This window comes from Vibrio profundi (assembly GCF_005281835.1).
GTDB classification, from domain to species: Bacteria; Pseudomonadota; Gammaproteobacteria; order Enterobacterales; family Vibrionaceae; genus Vibrio; species Vibrio profundi.
Map to the genome: position 1 here is coordinate 230,150 of NZ_RZIS01000003.1, position 26,163 is coordinate 256,312.

27 protein-coding genes are annotated in these 26,163 nt (G+C 44.3%); 7 read left to right on the forward strand and 20 right to left on the reverse strand.

Translation table 11 applies throughout. The features are described 5' to 3' along the window. Nucleotides 1-41: 41 nt before the first annotated feature. From ELZ11_RS09815 to ELZ11_RS09880, 14 genes are all read right to left on the reverse strand, one after another. Nucleotides 42-515 carry a MarR family winged helix-turn-helix transcriptional regulator gene (locus ELZ11_RS09815; protein WP_137357227.1) on the reverse strand — a complete coding sequence of 158 codons (474 nt, stop codon included), beginning with the start codon at nt 513-515 and terminating at the stop codon, nt 42-44. 304 nt (nt 516-819) lie between these two features. Further along, nucleotides 820-2,028: a choline ABC transporter ATP-binding protein gene (gene choV, locus ELZ11_RS09820; RefSeq protein ID WP_374939812.1), complete on the reverse strand. Its 1,209-nt coding sequence runs from the start codon at nt 2,026-2,028 to the stop codon at nt 820-822. A gap of 2 nt (nt 2,029-2,030) precedes the next feature. Then, nucleotides 2,031-2,873, reverse strand: coding sequence for a choline ABC transporter permease subunit (choW, locus tag ELZ11_RS09825; RefSeq protein WP_137357228.1), 843 nt, complete (start codon nt 2,871-2,873; stop codon nt 2,031-2,033). Nucleotides 2,874-2,927: 54 nt separating this feature from the next. Further along, entirely contained in the window at nt 2,928-3,869 is a 942-nt protein-coding gene (locus ELZ11_RS09830) for a choline ABC transporter substrate-binding protein (protein ID WP_137357229.1), read from the reverse strand. A gap of 143 nt (nt 3,870-4,012) precedes the next feature. After that, nucleotides 4,013-5,710, reverse strand: coding sequence for a choline dehydrogenase (gene betA / locus ELZ11_RS09835; RefSeq protein ID WP_137357230.1), 1,698 nt, complete (start codon nt 5,708-5,710; stop codon nt 4,013-4,015). A 20-nt stretch (nt 5,711-5,730) separates the two neighbouring features. Continuing rightward, nucleotides 5,731-7,191 carry a betaine-aldehyde dehydrogenase gene (betB, locus tag ELZ11_RS09840; RefSeq protein WP_137357231.1) on the reverse strand — a complete coding sequence of 487 codons (1,461 nt, stop codon included), beginning with the start codon at nt 7,189-7,191 and terminating at the stop codon, nt 5,731-5,733. A gap of 53 nt (nt 7,192-7,244) precedes the next feature. Beyond that, nucleotides 7,245-7,859 (reverse strand): transcriptional regulator BetI, encoded by a 615-nt coding sequence (gene betI, locus ELZ11_RS09845; protein WP_137357232.1) that lies wholly within the window; start codon nt 7,857-7,859, stop codon nt 7,245-7,247. A gap of 434 nt (nt 7,860-8,293) precedes the next feature. After that, complete coding sequence (locus tag ELZ11_RS09850; protein WP_137357233.1) at nt 8,294-8,791, reverse strand: GNAT family N-acetyltransferase; 498 nt, start codon at nt 8,789-8,791, stop codon at nt 8,294-8,296. Between the two features lie 36 nt (nt 8,792-8,827). Then, nucleotides 8,828-9,325 carry a GNAT family N-acetyltransferase gene (locus ELZ11_RS09855; RefSeq protein WP_137357234.1) on the reverse strand — a complete coding sequence of 166 codons (498 nt, stop codon included), beginning with the start codon at nt 9,323-9,325 and terminating at the stop codon, nt 8,828-8,830. A 1-nt stretch (nt 9,326) separates the two neighbouring features. Beyond that, the gene (locus ELZ11_RS09860) at nt 9,327-9,842 is read right to left on the reverse strand and encodes a P-loop nucleotide/nucleoside kinase family protein (RefSeq protein ID WP_137357235.1); all 516 of its coding nucleotides are present in this window, start codon (nt 9,840-9,842) and stop codon (nt 9,327-9,329) included. Between the two features lie 82 nt (nt 9,843-9,924). Continuing rightward, nucleotides 9,925-10,629, reverse strand: coding sequence for an esterase/lipase family protein (locus tag ELZ11_RS09865; RefSeq protein WP_137357236.1), 705 nt, complete (start codon nt 10,627-10,629; stop codon nt 9,925-9,927). Nucleotides 10,630-10,746: 117 nt separating this feature from the next. Further along, nucleotides 10,747-11,742 (reverse strand): alpha/beta hydrolase family protein, encoded by a 996-nt coding sequence (locus tag ELZ11_RS09870; protein WP_137357237.1) that lies wholly within the window; start codon nt 11,740-11,742, stop codon nt 10,747-10,749. A 274-nt stretch (nt 11,743-12,016) separates the two neighbouring features. Further along, nucleotides 12,017-12,286: a hypothetical protein gene (locus tag ELZ11_RS09875; protein ID WP_137357238.1), complete on the reverse strand. Its 270-nt coding sequence runs from the start codon at nt 12,284-12,286 to the stop codon at nt 12,017-12,019. A 103-nt stretch (nt 12,287-12,389) separates the two neighbouring features. Continuing rightward, nucleotides 12,390-12,686, reverse strand: coding sequence for a hypothetical protein (locus ELZ11_RS09880; RefSeq protein WP_137357239.1), 297 nt, complete (start codon nt 12,684-12,686; stop codon nt 12,390-12,392). Between the two features lie 151 nt (nt 12,687-12,837). Between ELZ11_RS09880 and ELZ11_RS09885 the strand changes: the two genes are divergently transcribed. The 6 genes from ELZ11_RS09885 to ELZ11_RS09910 all read left to right on the forward strand — a co-directional run bounded on the left by ELZ11_RS09885 (nt 12,838) and on the right by ELZ11_RS09910 (nt 17,942). Then, nucleotides 12,838-13,176: a PBPRA1643 family SWIM/SEC-C metal-binding motif protein gene (locus ELZ11_RS09885; protein ID WP_137357240.1), complete on the forward strand. Its 339-nt coding sequence runs from the start codon at nt 12,838-12,840 to the stop codon at nt 13,174-13,176. Between the two features lie 203 nt (nt 13,177-13,379). Then, nucleotides 13,380-14,264 carry an aminoglycoside phosphotransferase family protein gene (locus ELZ11_RS09890; RefSeq protein ID WP_167494656.1) on the forward strand — a complete coding sequence of 295 codons (885 nt, stop codon included), beginning with the start codon at nt 13,380-13,382 and terminating at the stop codon, nt 14,262-14,264. A gap of 170 nt (nt 14,265-14,434) precedes the next feature. Continuing rightward, complete coding sequence (locus ELZ11_RS09895) at nt 14,435-14,863, forward strand: hypothetical protein (protein WP_137357242.1); 429 nt, start codon at nt 14,435-14,437, stop codon at nt 14,861-14,863. A gap of 111 nt (nt 14,864-14,974) precedes the next feature. Then, nucleotides 14,975-15,469, forward strand: a complete 495-nt coding sequence (locus tag ELZ11_RS09900) for a GNAT family N-acetyltransferase (protein WP_137357243.1) — start codon at nt 14,975-14,977, stop codon at nt 15,467-15,469. Between the two features lie 56 nt (nt 15,470-15,525). Next, nucleotides 15,526-16,131: a sugar O-acetyltransferase gene (locus tag ELZ11_RS09905; protein ID WP_137357244.1), complete on the forward strand. Its 606-nt coding sequence runs from the start codon at nt 15,526-15,528 to the stop codon at nt 16,129-16,131. A 263-nt stretch (nt 16,132-16,394) separates the two neighbouring features. Then, nucleotides 16,395-17,942 (forward strand): glutamate synthase-related protein, encoded by a 1,548-nt coding sequence (locus ELZ11_RS09910; RefSeq protein WP_137357245.1) that lies wholly within the window; start codon nt 16,395-16,397, stop codon nt 17,940-17,942. Nucleotides 17,943-18,059: 117 nt separating this feature from the next. Here ELZ11_RS09910 and ELZ11_RS09915 read toward each other — a convergent pair whose 3' ends face one another. The 5 genes from ELZ11_RS09915 to ELZ11_RS09935 form a co-directional block, all read right to left on the reverse strand. Next, nucleotides 18,060-19,244: a BamA/TamA family outer membrane protein gene (locus ELZ11_RS09915; protein ID WP_137357246.1), complete on the reverse strand. Its 1,185-nt coding sequence runs from the start codon at nt 19,242-19,244 to the stop codon at nt 18,060-18,062. 24 nt (nt 19,245-19,268) lie between these two features. Continuing rightward, nucleotides 19,269-19,811 (reverse strand): outer membrane beta-barrel protein, encoded by a 543-nt coding sequence (locus ELZ11_RS09920; RefSeq protein ID WP_137357247.1) that lies wholly within the window; start codon nt 19,809-19,811, stop codon nt 19,269-19,271. Between the two features lie 8 nt (nt 19,812-19,819). Next, on the reverse strand, nt 19,820-20,278 hold the full coding sequence (locus ELZ11_RS09925; protein ID WP_137357248.1) for a glycine zipper family protein: 459 nt from the start codon (nt 20,276-20,278) through the stop codon (nt 19,820-19,822). 209 nt (nt 20,279-20,487) lie between these two features. After that, nucleotides 20,488-22,074 carry a BCCT family transporter gene (locus tag ELZ11_RS09930; RefSeq protein ID WP_137357249.1) on the reverse strand — a complete coding sequence of 529 codons (1,587 nt, stop codon included), beginning with the start codon at nt 22,072-22,074 and terminating at the stop codon, nt 20,488-20,490. Nucleotides 22,075-22,432: 358 nt separating this feature from the next. After that, a complete protein-coding gene (locus tag ELZ11_RS09935) occupies nt 22,433-24,097 on the reverse strand; it encodes an RluA family pseudouridine synthase (RefSeq protein ID WP_167494669.1) in 1,665 nt (554 codons plus the stop codon). A gap of 373 nt (nt 24,098-24,470) precedes the next feature. On the opposite strand from ELZ11_RS09935, the gene ELZ11_RS09940 reads away from it, so the two are divergent. Beyond that, on the forward strand, nt 24,471-25,313 hold the full coding sequence (locus ELZ11_RS09940) for a CPBP family intramembrane glutamic endopeptidase (protein ID WP_137357250.1): 843 nt from the start codon (nt 24,471-24,473) through the stop codon (nt 25,311-25,313). Nucleotides 25,314-25,436: 123 nt separating this feature from the next. Here the strand turns inward: ELZ11_RS09940 and ELZ11_RS09945 are convergent, their stop codons facing one another. Further along, nucleotides 25,437-26,120: a hypothetical protein gene (locus tag ELZ11_RS09945; protein WP_137357251.1), complete on the reverse strand. Its 684-nt coding sequence runs from the start codon at nt 26,118-26,120 to the stop codon at nt 25,437-25,439. Nucleotides 26,121-26,163 lie beyond the last annotated feature (43 nt).

A 26,163-nucleotide genomic window follows, 5' to 3' on the forward strand; every position in this document is an offset into this window, starting at 1 on the left:
GTACTAACAACCGTTATAAGGGGCGGTTAGCCTATTCAGTTTTAAGTTTTTGCGATGCTCTCAAGTTGCAGAACAGGTGCGGCATCAATGTCTTCTGCGTTCATCATAGAAGAGACTCGCTGCATTGAAGAAAGCAGTAAACTTTGCTCCCACGCTTCCAAATTCTGGAATTTGTTAACAAAGTTATCTTGAAGAGGGAGCGGCGCATTACTTAGAAGTTCTTGGCCTTTTTCCGTTAGGTTCGCGTGAACTTTACGGCGATCAGATTCACTACGGACACGTTTTACGTAACCATTTTGCTCTAAACGGTCGATGATCGTGGTCGTGGTGGCTTGACTAACATTGGTGTGGTTAGACAATTCTTTGATTGTGACATTATGCATTTCTTGGATTGCCCTCATCAGGATCAGTTGAGGACCAGTCAAACCATATTCTTTGCTTAGCTTTTTCGAATGTAAATCGATAGCTCGAATAATCTGTCGAATTGCGACGAGAACTTCTTCATGTTTTTCCAAGATGCAGACCTTCGTATAAATGCACTGTAGAGTGACTTTACAGCGCTTGAAGTAGGAGAGGCGCTGTAAATAGATAGATTACATATTTATTTTTTCCGCATTGTACTGATGTTCCTACTATTCTCAATCTTTTCTAATTCAGAAAACTCGATGGAACGAGTGAGATTGAACAATAGTTGCTCTTATTTGGGGTATATGGATATGTGTTACACCAAATATGATAAACGGGGTGTATGTGAAGCGCAGTGTAAATAGACGATTTTGCCAGGTCACCACCACTTCACATCCCTTGTGTATATTGGCCTTACGCCGCGTTAGTTAACTGAAAACCCCCAACAAGAGCGTTGTAAAATTCACTGTTATCTAAAATGCCGACCAATTGATTATTTTCTACTAACAAAATTGGGTGATTGCTTAATCGCTTCAACTTGATAGCGTCTCGCATACCAATTTCAGGACTGGCGATCACAAGCGTTGACTCGTCGATTGTGGCAAGGTCATCGGATTCTTGCCATTGCACGAGTGTGAGGCTTGGTTCGCCTTTTAGGCTAAGTGCACCGTTATCCTGATTAACCCACAAGTCTTTGGCTTCACAGATTTTCCAGCTCTTATTCTCTTCGGTGAGTGAAGCGACAGGTTGCATCAAAGAACGACCCTTCAACACGTTGAGCGGGTTGGTGTGAGCGACGAAATCTTTTACGTATTCGGTTTTTGGGGTTAAGACGATTTCTTCAGGCTTACCATGCTGAATGAGTTTTCCTGATTCCATGATGGCAATGTTGTTGCCAATTTTTAATGCTTCATCTAAGTCGTGGCTGACAAACAAAATCGTCTTGTTCAGCTTACTTTGTAGCGTTAGCAATTCATCTTGAAGCTGAGCTCGGATCAATGGATCTAGCGCTGAAAAAGGTTCGTCCATCAACAAGATATCAGTATCCATTGCAAATGCGCGCGCTAGCCCGACACGTTGCTGCATGCCGCCAGATAGTTCATGTGGGAATTTAGATTCCCATTCTGCGAGGCCAACCATTTCTAGCTGCTCTCGTGCTTTTGCGCGGCGAACACTTTTAGCCACGCCTTGCATTTCTAAGCCGAATGCCACGTTATCGAGAACAGAGAGCCAAGGCATGAGGGCGAACTTTTGGAATACCATAGACACTCGGTGCGTGCGCAAATGGCGCAAAGTCGCTTCGTCGCATTGTTCGCCTAAATCGACAAGTTTGTCGCCATCTTTGATTGCCAGTGTTCCACGGCTGATTTCGTTCAACCCGTTTACAGCGCGCAGTAAACTTGATTTCCCCGAGCCTGATAGGCCCATAAGTACGCATATTTCACCTTCTTGAACGGTAAGCGAAACGTTATCGACGCCAACTACTTGTCCGGTTTCATCAATGATTTCCTGACGCGTTTTCCCTTGATCCAATAGCACTAACGCTTGCTCTGTTTTATCACCAAATACAACATCGAGATCTTTTATGGTAATCGCATCCATGACTTTATTTTCATGTGACATAGTTAGACTTCCTTTTGATTTGGTGTTTTGCATAAGCGATCAAGAATAATTGCGACAAGAACGATAGCTAAGCCAGCCTCAAACCCTTGAGAGATGTTTACAGTGTTGAGCGCTCGAACAACGGGTTTGCCAAGGCCATCTGCACCCACCAAAGCCGCGATGACGACCATAGATAGCGATAGCATGATGCACTGGGTAACACCTGCCATGATGCTTGGTAATGCGGCTGGTAGTTCTACTTTTACTAGTAGTTTCATTCGGCTCGCACCGAAGGCTTTGCCAGCTTCAATTAACTCTTCTGGTACTTTAGTCACACCTAAGTACGTTAAGCGAATCGGTGCTGCAATCGCGAAAATAATGGTCGAGATGAGGCCTGGAACAATCCCTAAACCGAATAAGACGAGAGTCGGGATCAGGTATACAAACGTAGGGACGGTTTGCATTAAATCGAGAATTGGCCTTAACAGGGTGTAAAGCCAAGGGCGATGAGCCGCCATAATTCCTACTGGAACACCAATTAATACGGAAATCGTTGTCGCTGCAAAAACGAGGACAAAGGTTTCCAGCATTTCTTGCCAGTAGCCAAGGTTTAGAATGGTTAATAATGCAGCCACTACAAATACAACGAGTGACAGCTTGCGATGTAAGTACCATGCAAGGGCTGCCGTAATAACGATTGGTAATGCTGGTGGCATCCATTTAAATACATCGACTAAAAAGAGAATTACAGTTTCTAGAAAGATTGAAATGGCATCGAAAAAGCCTGCTGCATTGATCGTTAGCCAATCAACACCAGCTTCCATCCATTGACCTACAGGGATTTTGTTGTCCGTAATAAAATTCACAATTTTGCCTTTTATTAGTGGTGGGCCGTTATTGGCCCACCTTTATATTTTTAATTAAGCTTTTACTTGTTTCAGGTATTCAGTGATTGCTTGAGTCGCAGAATCACCTTGCAGGGTTTTTACGTTGTCTAACCATGCTTCTACTTGTTGTGGATTGTTGTTCATCCATTGCTGAGCAGCTTTTTCTGGAGTTACGTTCTGGTTAAGGATCGCTTCCATTAGCTCATTTTCCATTTCTAAGCTGAACTCTAGGTTCTGTAGAAGTTGGCCAACGTTTTGACATTCAGAAAGGTAGTTAGAGCGCACATTGGTGTAGACATTTGCACCGCCGTAGTTAGGGCCGAAGAAGTCGTCACCGCCTGATAGATATTCCATTTCAACGTTGCTGTTCATTGGGTGTGGAGCCCAGCCTAAGTAAACGATCCATTGGTTACGGCGTGCCGCGCGCGAGACTTGAGACACCATGCCAGCTTCACTAGACTCTACTAAGCTAAATTCTTTTAGACCAAATGCGTCAGAATCGATCATAGATTGGATCAAACGGTTACCATCGTTACCTGGTTCAATGCCGTAGATGCGGTCTTTAAATTTGTCGGCATGTTTCGCTAGATCTGCGAAGCTTTTTACACCAGCGTCGTAGACGTATTTTGGAACGGCTAGCGTGTATTTCGCGCCTTCTAAGTTAGCGCGTACCGTTTCAACTGTGCCTGCTTCACGGTATTTAGCGATGTCGCCTTCCATGGTTGGCATCCAGTTGCCTAGGAACACATCAATGTCGCCATTTGCCATTGAAGAGTATGTAACTGGCACAGAAAGTAGGTCTGTTTTGGTTTGGTATCCAAGGCCTTTTAGAAGCTCTGTTGTTACTGCAGTAGTCGCAGTAATATCTGTCCAACCTACATCAGCGAAACGTACATTCTCACATTGGTTTGCGTATGCGTTGAATGCTAATGAACTAATGGCTAGTGTCGCGAGCGTCTTTTTAGTGATAGTCATAATGGGTCCTTTTTATCTTTCCTTTAGCTGTTTCGTAACAGCGCTGCTGACTTTTATTTGTGCTGCTTCTATTTCTTGCTTAGTTAAATTTCTAATACAGACGACCGTGAGTAATCAGATCCACGGCCAATTGAGCTATTTGCTTAAGAGTCGCTAAGCGCTCTCACAGGTGTATTAATTCGTTGCTTTTCTTCCCACTCGGGCGCTATCCAAACAGGCACGTCCTGCTCTTTTAATAATGGTTTTCCTAAGATCAAATCCGAAGCGCGCTCAGCGACCATAATGGTAGGAGCGTTTAGGTTGCCATTTGGAATCGTTGGGAAAATCGATGAATCAACGACACGTAAGTTGTTGATACCTCGAACTCGGCATTGTTCGTCAAGTACTGCAAGTGAGTCATTGTCTGAGCCCATTTTGCAGCCGCAAGATGGGTGATAAGCACTTTCCACGTTTTCTTTAACCCACTGATCAATGGCTTCGTCTGAAGTGATATCCGCACCCGGTTGTATTTCTTCACCGCGATATTTATCCATCGCTGGTTGAGAAAGGATTTCACGAGTTAAGCGGATACAATCACGCCAATCTTGCTTATCTTGCTCGGTCGAGATGTAGTTGAATTGAATGTGTGGTTTTGCGTGTGGATCGCGCGAGGTGATCGCAACGGTACCGCGGCTTTCTGGTTTGTTCGGGCCAACATGAACCTGGAACCCGTGACCATCGAAAGCTGCTTGACCATCGTATCGCATCGCTGCTGGTAAGAAGTGATATTGAATGTTCGGCCATTTGAGGCCTTTACGTGAGCGAATAAATGCGCACGATTCGAAGTGGTTCGTTGCTCCGAGCCCTTTGCGAGTCAGAATCCACTCCGCGCCTATCAAGCCTTTGCTGACTAAGCCTAATTTGCTGTTAAGAGTGATCGGTTCTTTACAGTGGTACTGGAAATACACTTCAAGGTGGTCTTGTAGGTTTTTGCCCACGCCCGGTAAGTCATGCTTCACCTCGACACCTGCATTATCCAGTACCGATTTAGGGCCAATACCAGATAGTTGCAGTAATTGGACTGAACCAATAGATCCAGCTGAAGAAATCACTTCCTTATTAGCAAACGCACTTTGAATGTTGCCGGATTTTTCGAATTCGATGCCAGTCGCGGTATTGCCATTTAGCAGGACTTTACGCGCAACGATGCCTTTCATTAATGTCAGGTTGCTACGTTTTAATGCTCGGCGTAGGTACGCATTAGAAGTAGAAGCGCGAACGCCTTTTTCTACTGTCATATGCATTGCACCGAAGCCTTCTTGCTGATAACCGTTGTAGTCTTCTGTTTCGGGATAGCCTGCATCTTTACCTGCATCAATGAATGCTTGATAAAGTGGGTTAAGTGCCATGTCGTTACCACCACATGTACCTAATGGTCCAGTGCCGCCGCGATAGGTATTTTCACCTTGAGTCCAAGTTTCTGCCCGACGAAAGTAAGGCAAGCATGCTTGGTAGTTCCAACCTTGGGCGCCTTGTTCTTCCCATTCATCGAAATCACACGCATGGCCACGTACGTAAACCATGCCGTTGATTGATGAGCTACCGCCTAAAACTTTACCGCGAGGGCAGTGTAGCTGACGTCCGTCAAGGCCATCTTCTTGCTGAGTTTCAAACTGCCATGCGTATTTCTCGGTGTTCATCGGGTAAGAAAGGGCTGTCGGCATTTGAATAAAAATACTCTTATCCGAGCCGCCAGCTTCTAATAGCAATACGCTGTTTTCGCCACTTTCGGTTAGCCTATCCGCTAACACGCAGCCGGCCGAACCCGCGCCGACGATAATATAATCGTAGCGTTGTTCCATATCTGTCATCTCCGTGGGGTTTAGGCGTATGGGCTGGCGTAATCGCCTAGCTCAATCAAAATGCTCTTGGTTTGCGTGTAGTGAAGTAAAGTCTCAGGGCCATTCTCTCTGCCAATTCCTGAAAGCTTATAGCCGCCAACTGGCATTTCAGCAGGGGAGTCGCCCCAAGTGTTTATCCAGCAAATACCCGCCTGCATTTGGTGAATCACTCGATGAGCGCGCGATAAGTTTTGAGTGAATACGCCAGCTGCTAGGCCGTATTTGGTGTCGTTAGCGCGGCGAATTACATCGTTTTCATCAGTGAACTTCATTACTGACATGACAGGGCCAAAGATTTCTTGCTGAACGTGTGGCATCTCGTCGTCACAATCAACGAATACGGTTGGAACCACAAAGTTGCCGTTGGCTAAGCCTTTGTCGGTGACTTGGAAGCCGCCAGTAAGTAGGGTAGCGCCCGATTGCTTGGCCTGTTCAATGGCGTTTAACACCTTAGATAGGTGTTCCTTGGAAATAAGGGCACCAATTTGTGTGTCCATATCCATTGGGTTGCCAATAACAAGTTTTTCAGTGCGCGTTTTAAGTTGCTCGATGAAGTCGTTGTAGATGTTTTCATGAACGTAAACACGTGTGCCGTTGGTGCAAACTTCCCCTTGCGTGTAGAAGTTGGCAACCATTGAAGCAGAAACGGCGTCATCAAGTTTAGCGTCGTCAAAAATGATCATTGGCGATTTACCACCAAGCTCCATAGTGACGGATTTTAAGGTTTGCGCGCTATCAGCCATGACCGCTTTACCAGTGCCAGTTTCGCCAGTAAACGAGACTTTCGCGATGTCAGGGTGAGCGGTCAGCATTTGGCCTACGCGGTAATCCCCTTGAACGATGTTAAATACACCATCAGGTAGACCTGCTTCGGTAAAAATTTCTGCAAGTTTCAGTGCTGTTAGAGGGGTCTCTTCAGAAGGTTTGAAAATCATGACATTGCCAGCGGCTAATGCAGGCGCTGATTTCCACATTGCGATTTGAATTGGGTAGTTCCAAGCGCCTATACCAGCACAGATACCCAGAGGTTCACGACGAGTATAGAAAAACTGTGATTCGCTTAGTGGTTGTTGTTCACCTTGAAGAGTCGCTGCAAGGCCTGCAAAGTACTCTATAACGTCAGCCCCTGATGCAACATCGACTTCAATCGCTTCTTGAAGCGGCTTACCTGTATCAACAACCTCAAGAGCAGCAAGGTCATTGTTTCGTGCTCTAAGTATCTCGACCGCTTTAAGTAGAATTCGGCTGCGTTCAACGGCAGACATTGCTGACCAAACCGCGAATCCACGCTTAGCTGATTCAATGGCTTTCTCGACGTCAGCTTGTGAAGCTTGACCGAGAATAGCGATGGGCTCGCCATTCGCAGGGTTAAAACTAGTAAAGGTTTCTCCAGAGCTAGCTGGAAGGCTTTTTCCGTCGATGTATAGCGAGTTCATTTCCATTTGATGTTCTGACTTCATTATTGTTATGGAGGCCAACAGGCCTAAGTGAATGACTAATTTGAGTCTTGCTTAGCAAGGCATGAATAAAACGTAAGTTGTTTGTCTAGGTAATCATTAATGATGGCGCGTGCGTTTGCCGCGTTAATCCCGTCGGGGTTCAAAGTCCCTCTCAACCAGATCCCATCAATTAAAGAAGCGATACCATGTGCGACTAGCTCTGCTTGTTTTGGTTCTAATAGTGCTTTTAATTCAATACGTAAGTGAGAAAGCAGTCGCTTTTCATTGACGCGTTGCAAGCGCTTAAGCTGTGGGTCATGCATTGAATAAGACCAAAATGCTAACCACGTTTTTGCCACCTTATTTTCAGCTTGGTAACCCTCAAAGTTGCCTTTAATGATCGCATTGATCCTTTGGTGGTGAGCGTCTTCTGGGAGTGCTTTGAGTTGAGTGGTAATGGTGTTAGATAGCTGACGAAGGATTTCTCGCATGGTTTCTTCAAGCAGACCATGCTTTCCACCGAAGTAGTGATTAATGATCCCGGTTGATACACCCGCTTCTTTGCTGATCAAAGCAATGCTAGCGGCATGTAACCCCACTCGATCTATGACAGCCATAGTAGCTTGAACAAGCTGAGGTTTACGTATATCAGGCATCCCAACCTTGGGCATTTCATCATCCTTTTATTTTATATTGAACGTTCAGTTAATTATAAAATGACAGATTATTCATTAGAGTTCAAACTAATATTCTGGGTTTGTTGCAGATTTGTAGTGAGATGTTTTGGTTAATGGTCATTTAAAACAAGGGGTTAAGTATTGTTTAGGGGGCTAATTAAATTTTGTAAAGATTCGAGGTGTGATGTTTATGGGTCGAAAGTTTTATCTCTATATGCTGGTTATTTGAACGGTGAGTTGTGCTGTATTGAATGCGTGTTGCTTGCTTTAGCTGGTGGCTCGTGAAAAGAAAATTCGGAGTAAGTAGATATGGGAGGAAGGGACCAGTTTACCCGCAGAACGCGGGTAGGTATTGGAGTTTGTGTTTTTCACATATTGCCGTGTATCGGTGAGTTTAAAGTGATTGGAAAAACGGCTAATGTTTGATGCTATATGTGAGAATCTAAGGAAATTTGATAGCGTGCCACGTCAAAGTTAAATCGCTCTTTTCTATCAACCAGTTCAAAACCATAGCGTTCGTAAAATGCTCTTAAACGTGGGCGATCTCCATGACAATCACAGCGTAACCATTCAGACTTTTTTGCCGTCGCCAAATCCTGAATAGCCTTCAGTGCTTGGTGTCCTAGGCCTCGTGAATGATATTTATCACCAATGGCCAGTTTATGAAAAAACGTACTGTTACGAGTGTCTTCATCGGGCCAAAACGCATCGCTCCCAAAGCTGATGAAAACACTGCCTACGTGAACATTATTCGCCTGAAGTAGATATAGATCTTCAAAATCATAGGATTGCTTGAGTGATTCCGTTGTCACCTGCTCGTGCGTCCATAACGGGGTATTATTTCGATTGCATCTTTCGACAGTCTCTAATAAAAATGTCGAAGCGATATTCCAATGTTCTTCTGCTGTTGCTTGTACCAATTCCATTGGTTCTCCGTATTCTCTACGTTTGGTGATGCTAGGTTAGCAGTTAAACTTTTTCTCAAGCCACATCGAGCTAATGTATTGGCCATTCTTTTTAGCGTAGGCATCGAAAATGCCAACTTCATGAAAACCAAAGTGTTTATGTAATGTAACGGACGCTTGGTTGGGAAGGGCTATGCCAGAAAGGGCTCGATGAACACCTTGAGCTTTTATAGCACTGAACAAACGTGAATACAGTTTGGTTCCGTAACCTTTGCCTGCAGCTTCTGGCATCAAGTAAACGGTAACTTCTACTGTGTCATCGAATGCTGAACAAGCACGATAAGGTTGAGAACACGCAAATCCTATGAGTCGACTATGTTCCAATGCGACATAAATCTGATGTTTGGAACCTTCAGAGAATTGAGCAAACCATTGTTGCCGGTCTTGGTATGACAGCGGCTTCTCTTCGAACCGCGCGTTGGTGTGTTCAATGTAGTAATTGAATATGTCGGTGATACTTTCAATATCAGACATTGTTCCGGCTCTGATATCCACCTTATTCTCCATTTGTAGGCTCATGAGTGCGTTTAACGCTCTTTATATTAAGCTCTTCAGCATTGGTCGGGATTTCAAAATACTGGGTAACATGGTGGAAAACCTCTTCAGTATCGAAGTGGCTGCGTTCCGGTTGTTGTGTTCGGCGCAAAGCGATATGTGCCAAGCATTGTTCGTCGGTGAGATCCAAATAGAACATTTGGTGTTCACATGTAATATCAGCACACAATGATTTGAACCATGACCTTTGGTTTATCGTGTTTGCAGGGAAGTCCATGACTACGCTTGTTCCAGTAGACAGAATGTTTTGCACATGCGATTTAATGAAAGGCTTTATCGTGCGAGACAACTTCAAATAGTCATCAAATGTTTGGATCTGTTCGGGATAATGCTCTGCCAGCCATTCGTCTTCAGAAATACAAACCGCGTTATTCTGTTTAGCAATTTCTTTTGAAAGTGTTGATTTTCCCGCTCCCATTTTTCCACAAAAGAAAAATAGTTTCCCTTTTCGTTCCATACGATCCTTCACCTTTAATCATCCTATATAAGTGACTTGTCCGTTAAGGTGTTACTTGTCCAGCATTGCGCGCTATAAAGCGTTATAGCTGTGACTTTATCTCAAATTTTCCTGTTTCTAAAAATGCCTTTACTTGCTTAATGACGGCTTGATCATTCATCAAAAAAGTGTGCGTTACAGGCAAGACAATATGATCACTCATGCCTTTTACTTTGGTTCTTTCTACGGATACTTTTCCATCGTCAGGATTTGGCAGCATTAACGAAAGCAGAGGATTCATGGTGGAGCTGCCAGCGATGACTCCTACAGGATAACTAACAGGCCCTAAAGTGTTCGGTACGCTTTCATCCTCTGTACCTAGCTGCAATCCGGCAGGGCCGTTTATCCATTCAAATACGGGAATATCTCTTAGCGTATCCACGACTTCACTGCCTTGATTCGGAGGGGCGAGCATAACCACTCGGCCAAGGTTATCCAGCGTATGAGTACTAAGATACTGGCGAACGATAATTCCGCCAAGAGAGTGCGTGACAAAGTTGACCGTATCCGTGTTCTCACAGTGTGCTAGAGCCAGTGGGACATGAACGTTAGCTAATTCAGCGATCTCGAAGCTTGTTGATGGGTAGTCGTAATTCACGACCTGATAGCCTTCGGCCTCGAGCTCCTTTGCCATTGTTTTCATCGAATCTGCACTGCGCGCCATGCCATGTAAAAGCACGATGCACTCCTGTGCAAAAGCAGGAATACACCAAACTGATAATACCAAGTACAGAAGGACTTTATTCATTCACTGTCTCTCGAATAATTGCCGATGTGTTTGCTATCAAGTTTTATAGATTAGTCATTATGAAACCTCAGAAATGCCCCGGATTCCTTAATCAAAAGGTGACATCGACATTGTTACCTATATTCGATTGCTGTGGGTGATTATCTTCACAAGTTTCTGATGAATAGCCTCACGTTCAACGTTAGGCGCTTCTTGACAGACAAACGCCGCGCCTTCTTCTGCCAATATCGAGACAGCTTTCGGTTTACAGTCTTGCATGAAACTAAAATGAGAAGCGCCCTCTACTTCTTTGTATTGAAGATAGCCTGACTTTTGTTTTAGGTAAGGCGTAATCTGAAGTTGAGGCGGTATAGTTTTGTCAAATTCAGCGCCAACAATGACGGTTTTTGTAGAGAGCTCTTTTAGGCTCTGAGAGGTGACAGCTGGCATGTAACCGGGAGCGATCGCTATTGCTGTGGTGACTCGGTTATCTTTGTAACTGAGCGACATAGTGGAAAGGTCAGCCTTGGTTAAATCATCCAAAGTGTCTTTGAAATAGCGACAAGAGTTATCAGACATTCGTTTGCAATAATCTTGATAGCCTTTCATATCTAACTGCGCTCCAGCCATCGCTAATGCAGTGTACCCACCAAGCGAGTATCCAATAACAGTAATATTAGTTGGATCAACGAAGGGTGAATACGCATTTTTTAAGGTTTGATCGATAATAAATGAAACATCTTTGGGTTGATCCCACATGCGTATTACGTTTTCTGGGGTTGCTTGCCTGGTGGTGTAGCTAGGGTGGTTGGCCGATATTACCAAAGCGCCTTCTTCAGCCAATTGGCTTCCTAGCCACGACAGGTTTTTCCAGTTTCCCGAAGTGCCATGAACGAGAATATATAGGGGTAGGTTGCGTCCGGTGGGTGGCGCATCTTCTATCGCTTTAAATCCATAGAAGGCTGCATTTTCGGCAAAGGTCTGCATATTGGCTTTAGCGGCCGTGGGGTAGAATACCTTGGCTTCAATGATTCGGTTTCGAGTCCTATCTTCAAAGGTTTCGGTTGCAATACCGATACTACCCAATGCGGTAGGGCTAATTGCACACAATGTCCAAAACAAAACCTTTTTCATATATTTCCTTATCGCATGGATGACTTTAGCCAGATTCGAGGGAGCCTGTAGGTTTCAATCTGACTAAAAATCAATGAATTTCATTTTATCCAGTTGATTTACTTATAACTCAATGTACGAGTCAAGTTGTATATTGTGAGGTGATTGTAAATTCTTGGTAAAGGGAGAGAGCCCTGCCATTTATTCTGAGTCTGGTTACAGCGAAAATGATATGGCGGTTAAATGTGACGAAGAGAAAAGGCGCTGTACAATTGTAGGATCAAGTAGAACTCGATTATTGAGTCGTGCTTTGTAGACTATTTTTGAATTTAGCTTCGGCTTGGATTCGTTGTTTGTTTGGCTGGTGTTTAAGAGCGATTTCTTTGCGGCAAGAATCGTAATTAGTCTGAGACTCTACCCAGCACTGACTCCCTTTATTTTCCAAGCAACTTTTTAGCGTTGCAACGGCCATTTTGTCGCAAGTCATAAACTCATTGGATGTAGGCGAAGCAGCAGAAGTAAATGTCCAAATGGATACAATGAAAATGAGGAATCTGAGCTTCATTATGGGCGCTTGTTTAAATGTCTATGAAAGGAGTTATCTTGCCCTAGTTCTTAGGCTCATCCAAACGCACACACAAATTTTTGGAAATAGAGCTTACATTTGCCTAAGCGAGAAGTTTGCCTACAAGGAAGAAACCAAAGAAGGATACAATTTTGGTAAACACAACCACCCAAATGCAGTCGCCAATACTTGCATGTGTTGCCTTTGCTAGAAGATAAACAAAAAGAATTAGCCCTAAGATCCATCCCACAGTTGGAATCATTGATACTAACGCAACGCTCACCGCAATAATAAGAAGCGACTTAAACTCAGCCGCAACAAAAGACAGCTTGGACGCTAAATACATACAGCAGGTTGTGATAAATGCATCCATTCCAAACGCTAACGCTTCTAATCCCATTGTTATTACTCGTAATTTTTCTTTCAAGAAATTAGCTAACAATTTTAAGCTTTGCTTTGCTGACTCTGTCAACACATTGTCAAACTGAACTAATTTCGCTTATCGGCGTTTAAATTGCTAAGATGCCGCTTTTTTCAAGTCTAAGAAAATTATGTCTAAGTTTTTCTATCGCGGAACTCCCGATATTATGGGAAATTACGGTAAAAGTGGTTACAACCCTAAACCGACTGTAAAGCTGGGAACGGAAAGTGCACCGCTTACTCTAATTGTTGCCAATGAAGAGAGAAAGAGCGAAGTTCAAGCTCTTGTTGAACAACACAAATATTTCGCGAATATCGAAATCAATGCTGATGTTGAAGAAAATATCTCCGAGCTAGAAGTGTTGCTGAATAAGCCGAAAACGCAGCGCTTTGAAAAAACACCTGAACGAAATGATCCATGTTCGTGCGGAAGTGAAAAGAAATACAAGAAATGTTGTGGTAAGAACTAACTTCGAAATAGGGTTAAATTTTTCGCGTTAACCTAAGATTGAAACACACGTCTCGCTTATTGAAGCCCATTTAACGGACTAAGTTAAATGGGCTTTTTGTTGGCCTACAGCCGGGCGTTGTGAGGGTAGATATTGGCGTCAATAATCACTAACCTTTAATTAAAAAAGTGGTTAAAAGGGTAGGTAACCATCGAATGGAATGTATGGAGTTACGAAGAAGACGCCTCGAGAGTGTGCAGAACGTCTTTGCAGAGGAAATTGAAACTTTTGCTCACATTGGCGAAGGGTGGTCGAACGATTGTTACTTAGTCAACCAGCATTGGGTCGCACGCTTTCCTCATCTGGTAAACCACCCTCAATCTCATGTTGAGGCTCGGTTACTTGATCAACTGCGCAGTGGTGACAGTTATCAAATCCCTAAACTTCGTGTAAATCACCTAACGGAATATCAAGAAAACTGTTTTCAGCTTTATTCGAAAATTCGTGGGAGGACTTTGACCGCTGGAGATTTTGAAACCTTGGCGTCATCTGACGAACAGACTGCATTTTTTAAATCGATAGGCCAATTTCTGACTCAACTTCATTCAGTCGACAACAGCAAAGTTAACGCTTCATTAGAGCCATATGGTGGTGGAGATTTTTGGTTAGATTTATGGCTCGATACGAAAGTGCTCTTGCCGAAGGCGCAACAACAAGTAGCTTATCGCCGTTTTAAGCAGTTGGAGGCCATTCAAAGTCAGCAGTCATTCCCGCTTGTTATTAATCATGGGGACTTGAGTTTTAATAACTTACTTTGGGAAACAGGCAGTACCAAATTGAGCGGGATAATTGATTTTTCAGACGCAATTCTGGATGACTGTGCCTATGACTTCAACGCATTTTATCGTTACGGCGGTAAGGATTGGGTCTCCAAGATACTGTCCCATTACGATAGACCTTACGGTGAGCAGTTTAGTGAACGTGTAGAGTGGGCTGTTTATCGAAAGAGTCTCTTTGTGATCTATTTTGCGCGTAAGTATGGTTTTCAAGATTATATTCCAGCTCTAGTCCAGCAATTATCAGAACGAATCGTTCGGGAGTTAATCTAGCGCTAAGTACGGAAATTAGAAGCGGGTGTGGGGTAGTTCAACCTTGCATAGGCTAGATCTAGACTTATTGAACAAATACTGTTCAACTCAATGGTTCGATTGGAATTAATTCAACGCACGCATCAGTCTAAAGGTGACAATGTACCGTTGAGGAGTAAGCAAGGACAGCTATGTATTTTTGGAAGATTGATAGGCTTAAGCATGATTTACGGAATGAGTTGGTAACAGAACACGAGTTCCTAAAGTATTTGATTGCGTCGACGATTATTGTGGGCTTAGCATTAATGCCGCTTTCCGAAACAAACGATCTAGACATGCTGTCCGCCGGGATCAGTATCCCGATTGCAGTGTTTGGAACACTTGCTACTTTCCATGTCAGTAACAAACGTAACTTTGTCGCTCAGTTTATCGCAGTGACCTGGGTCGTCGGAATTCGCCTAATCCCAGCAGCAATTCTTCTTCTGATGCTTACTTTAGATTCCTCTTCCACAGAAACCACTCAGCTAGAAGTCGCTGCGTTTGCGTTGGTTGAGTTGATATTTTATTGGCGAGTTATTCACCATATAAAAGATATTGCCCAAAATAACTTAGCGGCATGATTTATGAGTCCCCTTTTTCCCCATTGTGCGTTCTTTAGTAAAGAGTGGCTTTTGAAGTCATAAGAAAAATTCTTTATATTCAGTTGATTACTCAATGGAATAGAGAAACCTATGGACGTTAGCATTCGAAAACTAGAACAAGCTGATATGGCAGCGGTGAGTGCAATCTACCAGTGCCGAGAGGTAGCAGAGAATACCTCTCAATTACCTTACTTGAGTTCATCTGAAATCAATCAAATCTTCTCTCAACCTGACTTTTACAATTTGGTTGCTGAGCTTGACGGTCAAGTTGTCGGGCAAGTGACGGTATTTTTAACTAATAAACCGAGGGCAAAGCATTCTGCGGCATTTGGTATTGCGGTTCATCCAGACTTTCATGGTAGAGGGGTGGGCAAATCGTTGATCGATGCAACGATCGAACAATGCGACAATTGGCTGAATATCGTTCGCTTAGAGCTTGAAGTGCATGGTGATAATAAGGTCGCTATTTCTGCTTATCAGAAAGCTGGTTTTGAGCTGGAAGGTGAAAAACGCATGGCAGTGTTCAAAAATGGTCGCTATGAAAGTTTATTAGTGATGGCTCGCATTAACCCAAGCTATTTGTAGTCATTTTGCATTTAACACGTTGTTATTAAATAAATTTAATAACCGATAGAGTGATTATGAGCCAATCAATTTCAGATTTTTCAGTACGTATTCCTATTACCCCTGAATTCTTTGAGCTCCAAAATCAGGTAAAGGAAAAACTCTACGACTTTAATCACTCTCGCCCCTTGGAGCATGATACTAGGCAAGCTATATTGTTAGAGCTATTAGGCCGACATGGCGGTGTGAATATCATTCCTCCTTTTTACTGTGATTTAGGAAGTAACATTTATTTTAAACAAGGTGGTTTCCTAAATACTGGCGTCAAAATCTTAGACCTCGCTCCGGTGAATATTGGCGAGTATGTACAGTTTGGGCCCAATGTTGTGATCAGCACAGCAGGGCATCCGCTGGATTTGTCACAGAGGGTTCGCCCGGTTGCGACAGGTAATCCAATAAACATTGGCAATAATGTGTGGATTGGAGCAGGAGCGATCATTTTGGATGGCGTGACTATAGGTGATAGATGTGTGATTGGGGCGGGTAGCGTTGTGACGAAAGACATTCCTGCCGATAGCGTTGCTGTAGGTAATCCATGTAAGGTGATTAAATCCATTAAGCAGAGCCCAATGCCTTCTGACGAGGAAATCAATGAAATGTGGAAGCCACTGATGGATGCCTAATCGACTTTGATAAATGCTCATTAGCAAGTCGCTAAAAGTAGCTTTGGTGTTATTCGATTTATTCAAGCGCGAGCCTAAGGTTCGCGCTTTTTGTTTCAAAAATGGCAACTCTTACGATCTTCGACAAGACTTATATCCAGAGCAATGTCTACTCAAGATAAAAATAAGAACGAAATTATTGATATATAAATCAATCGTGATGAACAGCGTATCCCTAATATTGAGTTTCGTTCGACTGACACTGGAATCAAAAGGACGATCATATGAGTAACCCCATTATCGCCAGTAATAAGCCGATCAAAGTTGAGTTGAAGGAAGGAGAAGAATACTACTTTTGTGCGTGCGGAAAGTCTCAACGGCAACCTTTTTGCGATGGCTCTCATGCTGGAACAAGCTTTAAACCAAAAAGCTTCGTTGCAGAAGAAAGTGGCGACGCATATTTATGCCAATGTAAGCACAGTGCTAATACTCCCTTTTGCGATGGCACCCATAAGCAGTTCTCTAGTGCTCAAGTGGGCAGCGAAGGGCCGGGTGTTCAAATACCAACGACCAATATTCCGGTAGCAACTGCCACTCAAGAAGAACCGACGGTGGAATTTATTCACCAACTCGCTCGTGATGGGCTATCTAAGCTGGGGCATCATGGTCCAATGACGTCTATGGGCGTTCCTAGGCACTTGCTGCCCCATTGGGATGACTTACAAGTAATGGTCGCACAAATGGCGAGTAAGCCTTTGCTAGAAGACGCTAAGGTCAGTACAGAGTTGGTGATAGGTCCTAATTCACGTAAGCCTCTTAAGTTAGACATCCCATTGTTTGTTTCTGATATGAGTTTTGGTGCGTTATCTGAAGAGGCAAAGGTTGCGTTGGCGACAGGAGCTGAACTGGCGGGAACAGGGATTTGTTCAGGCGAAGGAGGAATGTTGCCAGAGGAACAAGCAGCAAATTCACATTACTTCTATGAGCTCGCGAGCGCACAGTTCGGGTACGATGAAAAGCTATTAAAAAATGTGCAGGCGTTCCACTTTAAAGGAGGCCAGGGCGCGAAAACTGGGACGGGGGGTCACCTGCCGGGTAATAAGAACGTCGGTAAAATCTCCCAAGTACGTGGCATACCTGAAGGTGAGCCTGCCATTTCACCACCGACTTTTAAGGAACTCGTTACCGCTGACGACTTTAAAAAGTTTGCCGATCGCGTTCGAGATGTAACTGGCGGGATTCCTATTGGGTTTAAGTTGAGTGCTAATCATATAGAGCAAGACATTCAGTTCGCACTTGATGCAAGCGCAGACTATATCATTCTTGATGGTCGAGGTGGGGGTACGGGTGCTGCACCTGAAATGTTTAGAGATCATATTAGTGTGCCAACCATTCCCGCACTCGCAAGAGCAAGGCGTTATCTTGATGAGCAAGGCGCCAGCGGTCGAGTCACTTTGATCATTACCGGTGGCTTACGCGTGCCGATGGATTTTGTTAAAGCGATGGCGCTTGGCGCTGATGGCGTCGCCATTTCTAACAGTGCCATGCAGTCTATCGGGTGCGTGGCGGCGAGAATGTGTAACACCAACAATTGCCCTGCCGGAATCGCCACCCAAAAAGCCGACTTAAGGCAGAGGCTGAATGTTGAAAAATCGTCTTTGCAGCTGAAGAACTTCTTCGAAGCGTCGACTGAATTGATGCAAGTGATGGCGAGAGCTTGCGGGCATCATCATTTAAACCAGTTTAATCGAAATGATTTAGCGACTTGGCACCGAGAAATGGCATTGTTGTCTGGGGTTAAGTTTTCTGGTTATCACGACCCTAACCAGTAACCAGTAACCAGTAATCAGTAAATAAAACAGAGCCCGCGCTTAGGGGCTCTGTTATGTTTTAGGCCGTCAGGAAGTGAACAAACTAAACCGTGAGCCATGTTGTCGAAGCATTGGTTGCTAGATGCCTGCACCAACTTGAAAATATATTGCGCTGTCTTCTTCACTGACCGCAAAATCGATTCCAGATTTCAGCCCGTAGCGACGTGCAATTAAATAGCGAAAGCCCATGCCATAAGCATAATGACTGTCTTGATCAAATAAACTGTCTTCCTCTGAGGCGGCATAGCCGATCCCAGTGAACACATTCGTTGACCATCTCGGGGTAACTTGCCAAGTCAATTGAGATTCTACTGATAGCGTTTGATCACCCTGATATCGGTTACGGGCAATTCCTCTTAACTCAATGTCTGGGAAAACTGTAGGTGGGAGGAACTGATCATTGGAATACAGTTCTTTGTATAATCCTTTTAACGCAAACGACCAGTCCTTAGAGAGTTCCCAGTAGTTAATGCCTTTAACACTCAGGGACGAAAAGTCATAGTCACTGCCTATATCATCGTGATAGACGAGAAACTCAGCGGTGTAGTTGTAGCCTTGAGTCGGGTTAAGAAAACTGTTTCTAGAATCATATTCGGCAATCAACCCGACACCAGAGAGCGTGGGTGACGTGTTAGCGAGTTTTTGAAAAATCTCATCAGCTAAGCGATGGCTGTTGATTTGCATATCCGCTTTGTAGTATTTCTGCGAGAATCCCAAAAACACGTTACTGTCGTCAACGCGAAATTGTAGCTTTTGTATTCCACCACCACCTTGCATACCAAACTCAACACCTTGGCCATCAGCGACTGGCTCTAAAAGGTCTGGTGTACTTTTCGGATAAAAGTTCATGTTGATATCGCCGTAGCCTAAGCCACCTAAATAGCGGACAGAATCTTTGTCCCAGGTACGACGGTGCGCTAAAAATCCCATCCAGGTACCATTTTCGGTAGTAAAGCCGCCTACAGCCGTAATTGCTGGCGTCAGCAGCTGTGCACCTCCGTCTAGTGACTGCGAAGCGAGGGCCTTACGCTTTTCACGTTGTTCGTCTGATTCGTGAAGAAAAATGCCAGTAAAGCCAGCGCCGTACCCGACGGCTGGCTCTGTGATTACGATAGGAACAGGTAAGAATCCATAGGCGTTTTCTGCGAGGTATTCACCCATATCCAACGCGCCATCGATGGGGTCGAAAAATTCGATGGCGTAGCTAGGAGAAAAAGAGCTAAAAGAAAGCAGGATGGAACTCGCAAGAGTGCGTAATCGCATAAAGTTCCTCTATGGTTGTATAGCTTAAAAGTTGTAGGCCGCCATGATACGAACTGCGACATCATCATAATTATTATCGGAAACCAATTCGTGTTCCAAATCCACTTTGTAGAATTCAGAGATCACTCCCACTCTACCGATATCGATTTTTACGCCAAGGGTAGGTGAGAACTCATCTAAACTTTCTTCTCGAAGAATCTCACTGGTTTCAGGATCGGTTTGTTGCATAGTGATCGCGTTGTAAGTTAAGCCGACTCGTGGAGTAATGGCGAACGTTGGGGTGAGATTAAACTCGTAACCTATTGCTGTGTGCAGACCCCATGAATCGATTGTGGTTGGGTAGACACTGGCGAATTGCGAACCATCGTGTTCTTCAAAGGTCGTGCTGTAACCTAAAGACCAGTTAATATGAGGTGCAATTTCAGCGCCCACTTCCAACGTGTAAGTTTCAACATCTTCAATGAACCCAACCCCACCGGATACGAATGGATCTTGCTCTTGAGCTGCAAAGGCACTCGGTATAATCGCGAGTAAGAAAATGCTAATCGTGAGAATTGTGAAAGCCATGGCAACCCTTAGTTCAATGCATTATAGCCGCGCTCAGCCATACAATTTCTCATGACTTGAAGCTGCTCTTGGCTGCTATGAGTTTGTTGGGCGTTTTGCTCTGCATTTTTGCCAAGTCGACCACCAATGAGGCCGATAGCGGCTCCGACTTTTGCTCCATCGCTACCAGAATTTCCAGATATTGCACCAACCGCTGCGCCCGCGGCCGCTCCCTTAGCTGCTCCTTTTACTCCACTGCCATTTACGGGCTTGTCTTCATTTGCGGAGGGCTGAGCAACACTTTGGGCGAGGACTTGGCATTCTTGAATAGAGGCGTTGAGAGCTGTGCTATCGCCTTTAGGATCGGAAAATACAATGCCATAAATCTCATCTTTGACAGAAACGACACTGCTGTTGGCCATCGCTGAGTGGGAAAACAAGGCTGCGATAGAACATGAGATAACTAGGCAAGAAGAGAATATTTTCATAAGACACCATTGATGTGATTGTTAAAACACGTCGATGGTAAAGATTCTCAACAAACTAATTTGATAACGGCTAGGCTCAAATTTGAGCGAGGGGGAAAAAGACACAAGAAGGAGTGTCGAGTAACCGCTTAAGGCCGCTAGATTGCCGCCTTAAACTGGTTACTCGTGAAGCTAAAAGCCAGTATTTACGCTGGATTAACGAGCTGAATTTAAACTAGCCCTTGCTGCTTAGCCATATGGTTGGCGATTTTTGGAGCATGCCACAGGCAAGGCAATAGAATTAACGATACAGGAACAGCGGTGATCACAATGAAAGATTGTAATGCTGAAATTCCACCTGAGCCCATTGAGATGAGGGCAATCGCCACAACTCCCATGATTAGCCCCCAAAATGAGCGAACTAGCGCATTAGGTTCTGTTGATCCTGTAATGACGACACTGATGGTGTAGGTCATGGAGTCACCTGTGGTGACAATAAAGGTGGTGGTTAAAATCAGAAACAGCACTGAAATCAGCACAGGGAAAGGCAATTGAGATGTAATTGCCAGTAGCACTGCGGGCAGGTTAAAGCCCTCAAAGGCATTTGAGATACTGCCTGGGTTTGCCAGCTCGAATGCTAAACCGCTGCCACCAACAATACTGAACCAGAAACAAGTCACAAGCGGAGCGGCAATACTGATCGAAAGGATCATTTGGCGAATGGTGCGACCGCGTGAAATGCGAGCGATGAAGATTGCCATCATAGGCCCATAACCCAGGAACCACCCCCAGAAAAATACCGTCCAGCCACCTAACCAAGCTGTGTCTTGGCGGAAAAGAGCCATCGGGATGAAGTTATCAACCATACCGCCTAGGCCTTGTAAGTAACCATCAACGATAAAGCTTGTCGGCCCTACAAGTAGGATGTAACCAATGAGTGCCAACGACAAAATAATATTGTAGCGACTCACTATTTGAATGCCCTTGTTAACGCCACTTAACGCCGAAAGCGTATACATGGCGATGGCGAACAGAATAATGAGTGACTGCGTGAAGAAGGAGTTTTCAAAGCCAAATAGTTCGCTAAGCGCGTAGCTGATTTGTAGGCCAAGAAAGCCTATTGGGCCTATAGTGCCTGCCGCAACCGCAATGATGCTGCATGCATCCACTACATTTCCCAACCAGCCATGTATCGCTTTGTCACCGAATACTGGGTACAACAAAGTGCGTGGTTTGAGTGGCAAGCCTTTATCGTAATGCAAATGCATTAACACGATAGAGGAAAGCCCACCTAAAATGGCCCAAGCAAGAAAGCCCCAATGCATGAAGGATTGGGAGAGTGCATTCGTTGCCATTTGTTGCGGAGAGGCTTCTCCATATATTGGTGGTGCTGATACGAAGTGAGCTATCGGTTCTGCTGCTGCCCAAAAGACACCGCCGCCAGCAAGCAAAGTACATAAGACGATGGCCATCCATTTAAAGGTGTCCATCTCCGGTATAGAAATTCCCCCTAAACGAACGTACCCAGTACGACTAATCGCCAGTACTAATCCAATGATAAAGTTGAGCAGTAACAGTACTTGCCAAAAAGCACCAAACCACTTGGTCGATAAGCTGAAACCATGATTGACTAGTGCTGTAAGCGCGCTGCTATTAGTAATCGCGAATAGTACAAATAGGGTTAGAAAGCTACCACTAAGCCAGAAGACAGGGTTGCCGAGTTCTAACTTTTGAAAAAGAGAGCCGGCTTGAAAAGGGGTAGATGGCTTAGAGGAAGTAACGATGTGATCGCTGGCGACATGCGTCAAGTCAGACATTATAGTTTCACTATCTTTGGCTTAAATTAAGCCTATGTATTTACCTAACACGATTGCAATAAAAGTGTGAGGTTCGTCAAAAAGTCGGTGATACTAACACATTTGTTACTAGCTGGTGCGGAAATCACAAAAAGAATTATAGGGCGAGTGTAAACCTGACTTTCCTGAACAATATTCAAGCGGGTTTAGCGGTTTAAAAGCTTGATGAGTTAAAGTTTAACAACCTAAAAACTGACCGTGGGTGGTAAGCATTAGTCGAAGAACTGAAGAGCCTTATGACAATCTTGACTCATAAGGCTTTAGGCATAGGTGGTTAGGAGGGAGAGCATTTACAGGTATATGTGGATGCTCGCGTTACTTAAAATTCGGCATCAACTTCGAATTCGAGGGCTTCCCCTGTGACTGGGTGAGAGAACTTTAGGTAACCCGCATGTAAATGAAGCCTATCTCGTTTAAAGCCGTATAGGTCATCACCCGTAATTGGAATACCAAGTCCTTGCGGGTGTGCGCAGTGAACACGGAGTTGGTGCGTTCTACCTGTTTTGGGATAAAGGTGAACTAAGGTCTTACCTTCGTTACGGTTGATGACAGCCCACGTTGTTTCCGCGTGACGACCATCTTCAAAGCAAACCAACTGGCGTGGCCTGTCGTTTGTATCACCACGGAGGGGCAACTGAATAAGCCCTTCATCTTGCTCTACGACCCCATCAAGCAAAGCGGTATAACGCTTTTCTACCGTTCGATTAATAAATTGTTGCTGAACATGTTTGTTCGTTTCAGGCGTTAGCGCAAGTACGAGTAAACCAGAAGTCGACATATCGAGTCGGTGAACGATGAGTGGGCCTGTAGCGTCTGGAAACTGTGCCTTGATTCTTGAGTAAACCGAATCCTCAATGAATTTACCGGGTACTGATAAAAATTCAGCAGGCTTGTTAACCACCACGATGACATCGTCTTGATACACTATCTTAAAGTCTTTTCCGATAGCTGGATTGACGATCAACGGGTTATCTTCAAGTTCTATCTCTTGCAGCATGTGTTCAAGTATTTCAAAGCATTTACTCTGACAAACAGGGTATAAGTTTTTATGTTGTCGGATCTCTGCCGCGGGCGCTTTACCCCACCAAAACTCGGTCAAAGCTAACGGTTTTAAGTCATGGTTAAACGCAAAATTCAGTAGCTTTGGTGAGCAACATTCGCCGCTCGCTTGAAGCGCAGCCTGCCCATTAAGCAAGTCGAAAAGTGATCGAGTTTGTTTCGATGAGTTTAAAAAATGAAAATGCTTTAACCGCGTATCTTCGAGTTTTTGTTCAAGATGTTCTTTTGAATGGATAAGCTCGGCCAGTGTGTTTTCTTCACCTGACAAGGTTTGTTCAAGCGCATGACAGGCGTGTTGAGCTTCAAGCTTTAACGCTTTCAGTTCACGTTTCTCTCGGCTACTTTCGTTCCCAAGCTCAGCGACATATTGTGCTAACTGTTCTTCATTGAATTTCGTTTCAGCTTCTTTTCGTAGCTGTTTCCGACGTTGTTTACTAAGCTTCATCGCGTCTTGGAACTGAGCGATTTTCAATTCGAATTGTTCACGTGTCGACTGCAGTTTGTTTGCTGTATCTGATTCGAGTATTTTCGCGTTGGTTCGAGCCAGTTTTTCCATAACCTCGGTGAGGCTGAGCTGAATCGCTCTGGACGCGACGATGAAGTTGTTTTTATCAAATGCACTGGGTACAAAGTTGACCTTGATAGAAGAAACACAGGCCTGATTAAGATTGAGTTCGCCAGCATGCGCGGATAAATAGCCAAGTTGTCCTTTATTATCTGTAACCAAAAGCACCCCATACATCTGGCCGTTGGATTGCTCGTCTATTCCCGCGTCTAAAAGCTTACTTTGTAGTTCTCTCATCGCTATTTCGCAAAGTGGATGCGGAGAATAGTAATAGGGAAAGGTAAAGCGGGTCGGCTGTTTTATCCCAGCGACCTGTCGAGTGAAAGGATTGAAATGATCGATTGCTGGCGAACTAGGCATGAAGTCACTCTTAATGGGTGTGAGGCGCAGTAGTGATGTTGAACGCATGTAGTGAACGTTGCGCTTCAGGATGGCGAGATAGTAACGCTCAATGGCGGATTTTGAAAGCTCAATAGTATTGATACTGAGGTTAGTGTAGCTGGGCGATTTGATGTGATTATAGAGGAACAAATCGTCATAAAGCGAGAGGCCAACTGAGTCAGAAACGAATCGACTCATCGGAGGTTTCTATTAGTTTTTCTCATTGGTTGCGTACGCAGTTTTATAAGAGTAAGCTTTTGTAAAGTCTATAAATAATTGTAAATTATGTCCTGTCGATTTCTTGTCCGAATTCCCCAAATTAAACTCATTATTGCTTCTATAGGGGATAGCTATGTTTCTTGATCCTCTACTGATGGTTTGGCTGCCTCTATTAGCTTCAATTCTCTGTTTGTTCTTTAGTAAGGAACGGGCGGCATTTTGTTTACTGTTCATCACTTTAGTTGTCGCGATGGTATTCGGCCGACTAGAGCTACTGGGCGCTGTCAGTGTTATGGCTGGAATCGGCTTAGCTTATGGTATTCGCTTTTTACCGGAAAAAATTCGATTTATTGGCCATGGTTTAGTTCTGCTGTGGTGTATTGCGTTATTTCTTCATTTACCGCCAGGCTTTAACAACCTAAAAGTACTCGACCAAGTGCTCACGGGAGAAATGAGCATTCCATTCTCGATGCACATTAACCTTGATAAACCGTTGGCGCTATTTGCTTTGTTTATTGCTTATCCAGGTTTGTTAGGTAACAGAACAAACCTGGACCTACTTAAATTGGCTCTGGTGTCGCTAGCAACGCTAGCGCTTTTACCGATAGCGTGGCAATTGGGAGCGCTAAAGCCTGAGTGGTCTTTGCCGAGCTGGTGGTGGCTATTTGTGCTCAATAACCTGTTGCTCACTTGTGTCGCTGAAGAGGCGCTATTTCGTGGTTACATCCAACAAGGTTTGGCCAAACGTTTTGGCTGGGTGATCGGTTTAGGAGCCGCGAGCCTTTTGTTTGGCTTAGCCCATATGGCTGGTGGGGCAATGCTTGTGATATTCGCTTCATTAGCCGGAGTAGGCTACGGATTGGCGTTTTACTTTAGCTCACGCTTGTGGGTCGCGGTGGCTCTTCATTTCCTATTTAATTTATGCCACCTCCTGTTTTTTACTTATCCAATGTTATCGGCTTCACCTGCGCAGTAACAGAGTAGCGGTTTGTTCTATGGTCAGACCGCTGTCCTCCCATATATGTTATTAGAGGGTTAATATTTTAGTGACGGCGTCACTTTCGTGAGCCATCGGCACAAGTTATCAATTTAGATAGCTTTAGTTAAATTCGTAGGTAAAGGTAGCACCAAGTCGGCTGTTATCACCAAAGTCGTCTTCAGCCATCACGCCATATATGTTGATGAACTTAGATCTAGAGAATTGATGGCTCAACCCGACACCAATCCAAAAGCCAGTATAGTTATCTGAACCTTTAGATGCGCCGCCAAAACCAATGACTGACCAACGTTTTCTGATCTGTTGAAGCCCTAATATTCCAAGATAGCCACCGTTGCTAGATGCAGGCACAAGCATGTAGTCGCGCTCTAGATTACTGTCGTCAAAATGGTCGGTTTCACCTGTGTTATAGCTATAGCCAGCCATCGGAAAAAGCTGAATGCTAAAAGGTTCGATTCCAAAGTAGCGCAAGGGGATAAAGGTTCGGATGTTGTAGCTATCTCGCTTACCTGGGTCAAATTCAGTTTGAGTGAAGCTGAAATCCATGATGCCAAGTCGCATTAACCACGACCCTCCAATGCGCCATTCTTCACCGTCAGCATTCACACTTGCATCAAGCCGGCGCAAATCATCCAAACGTACCGAACCCGAAAATTTGACGGAATCTGTATAGGACAATCCTAGATGAGTGGCGATCTTGGTGGGATCTTCATGGTTCTTGTCGCGAGCTAATGCATTTAATGGGAAAAGACTAACTAGAATAAAGGTGATAATTGGTTTGATCATAGCGCTACTTAACCGTTAAGTGGACGGCGATGAAAGGGCGATA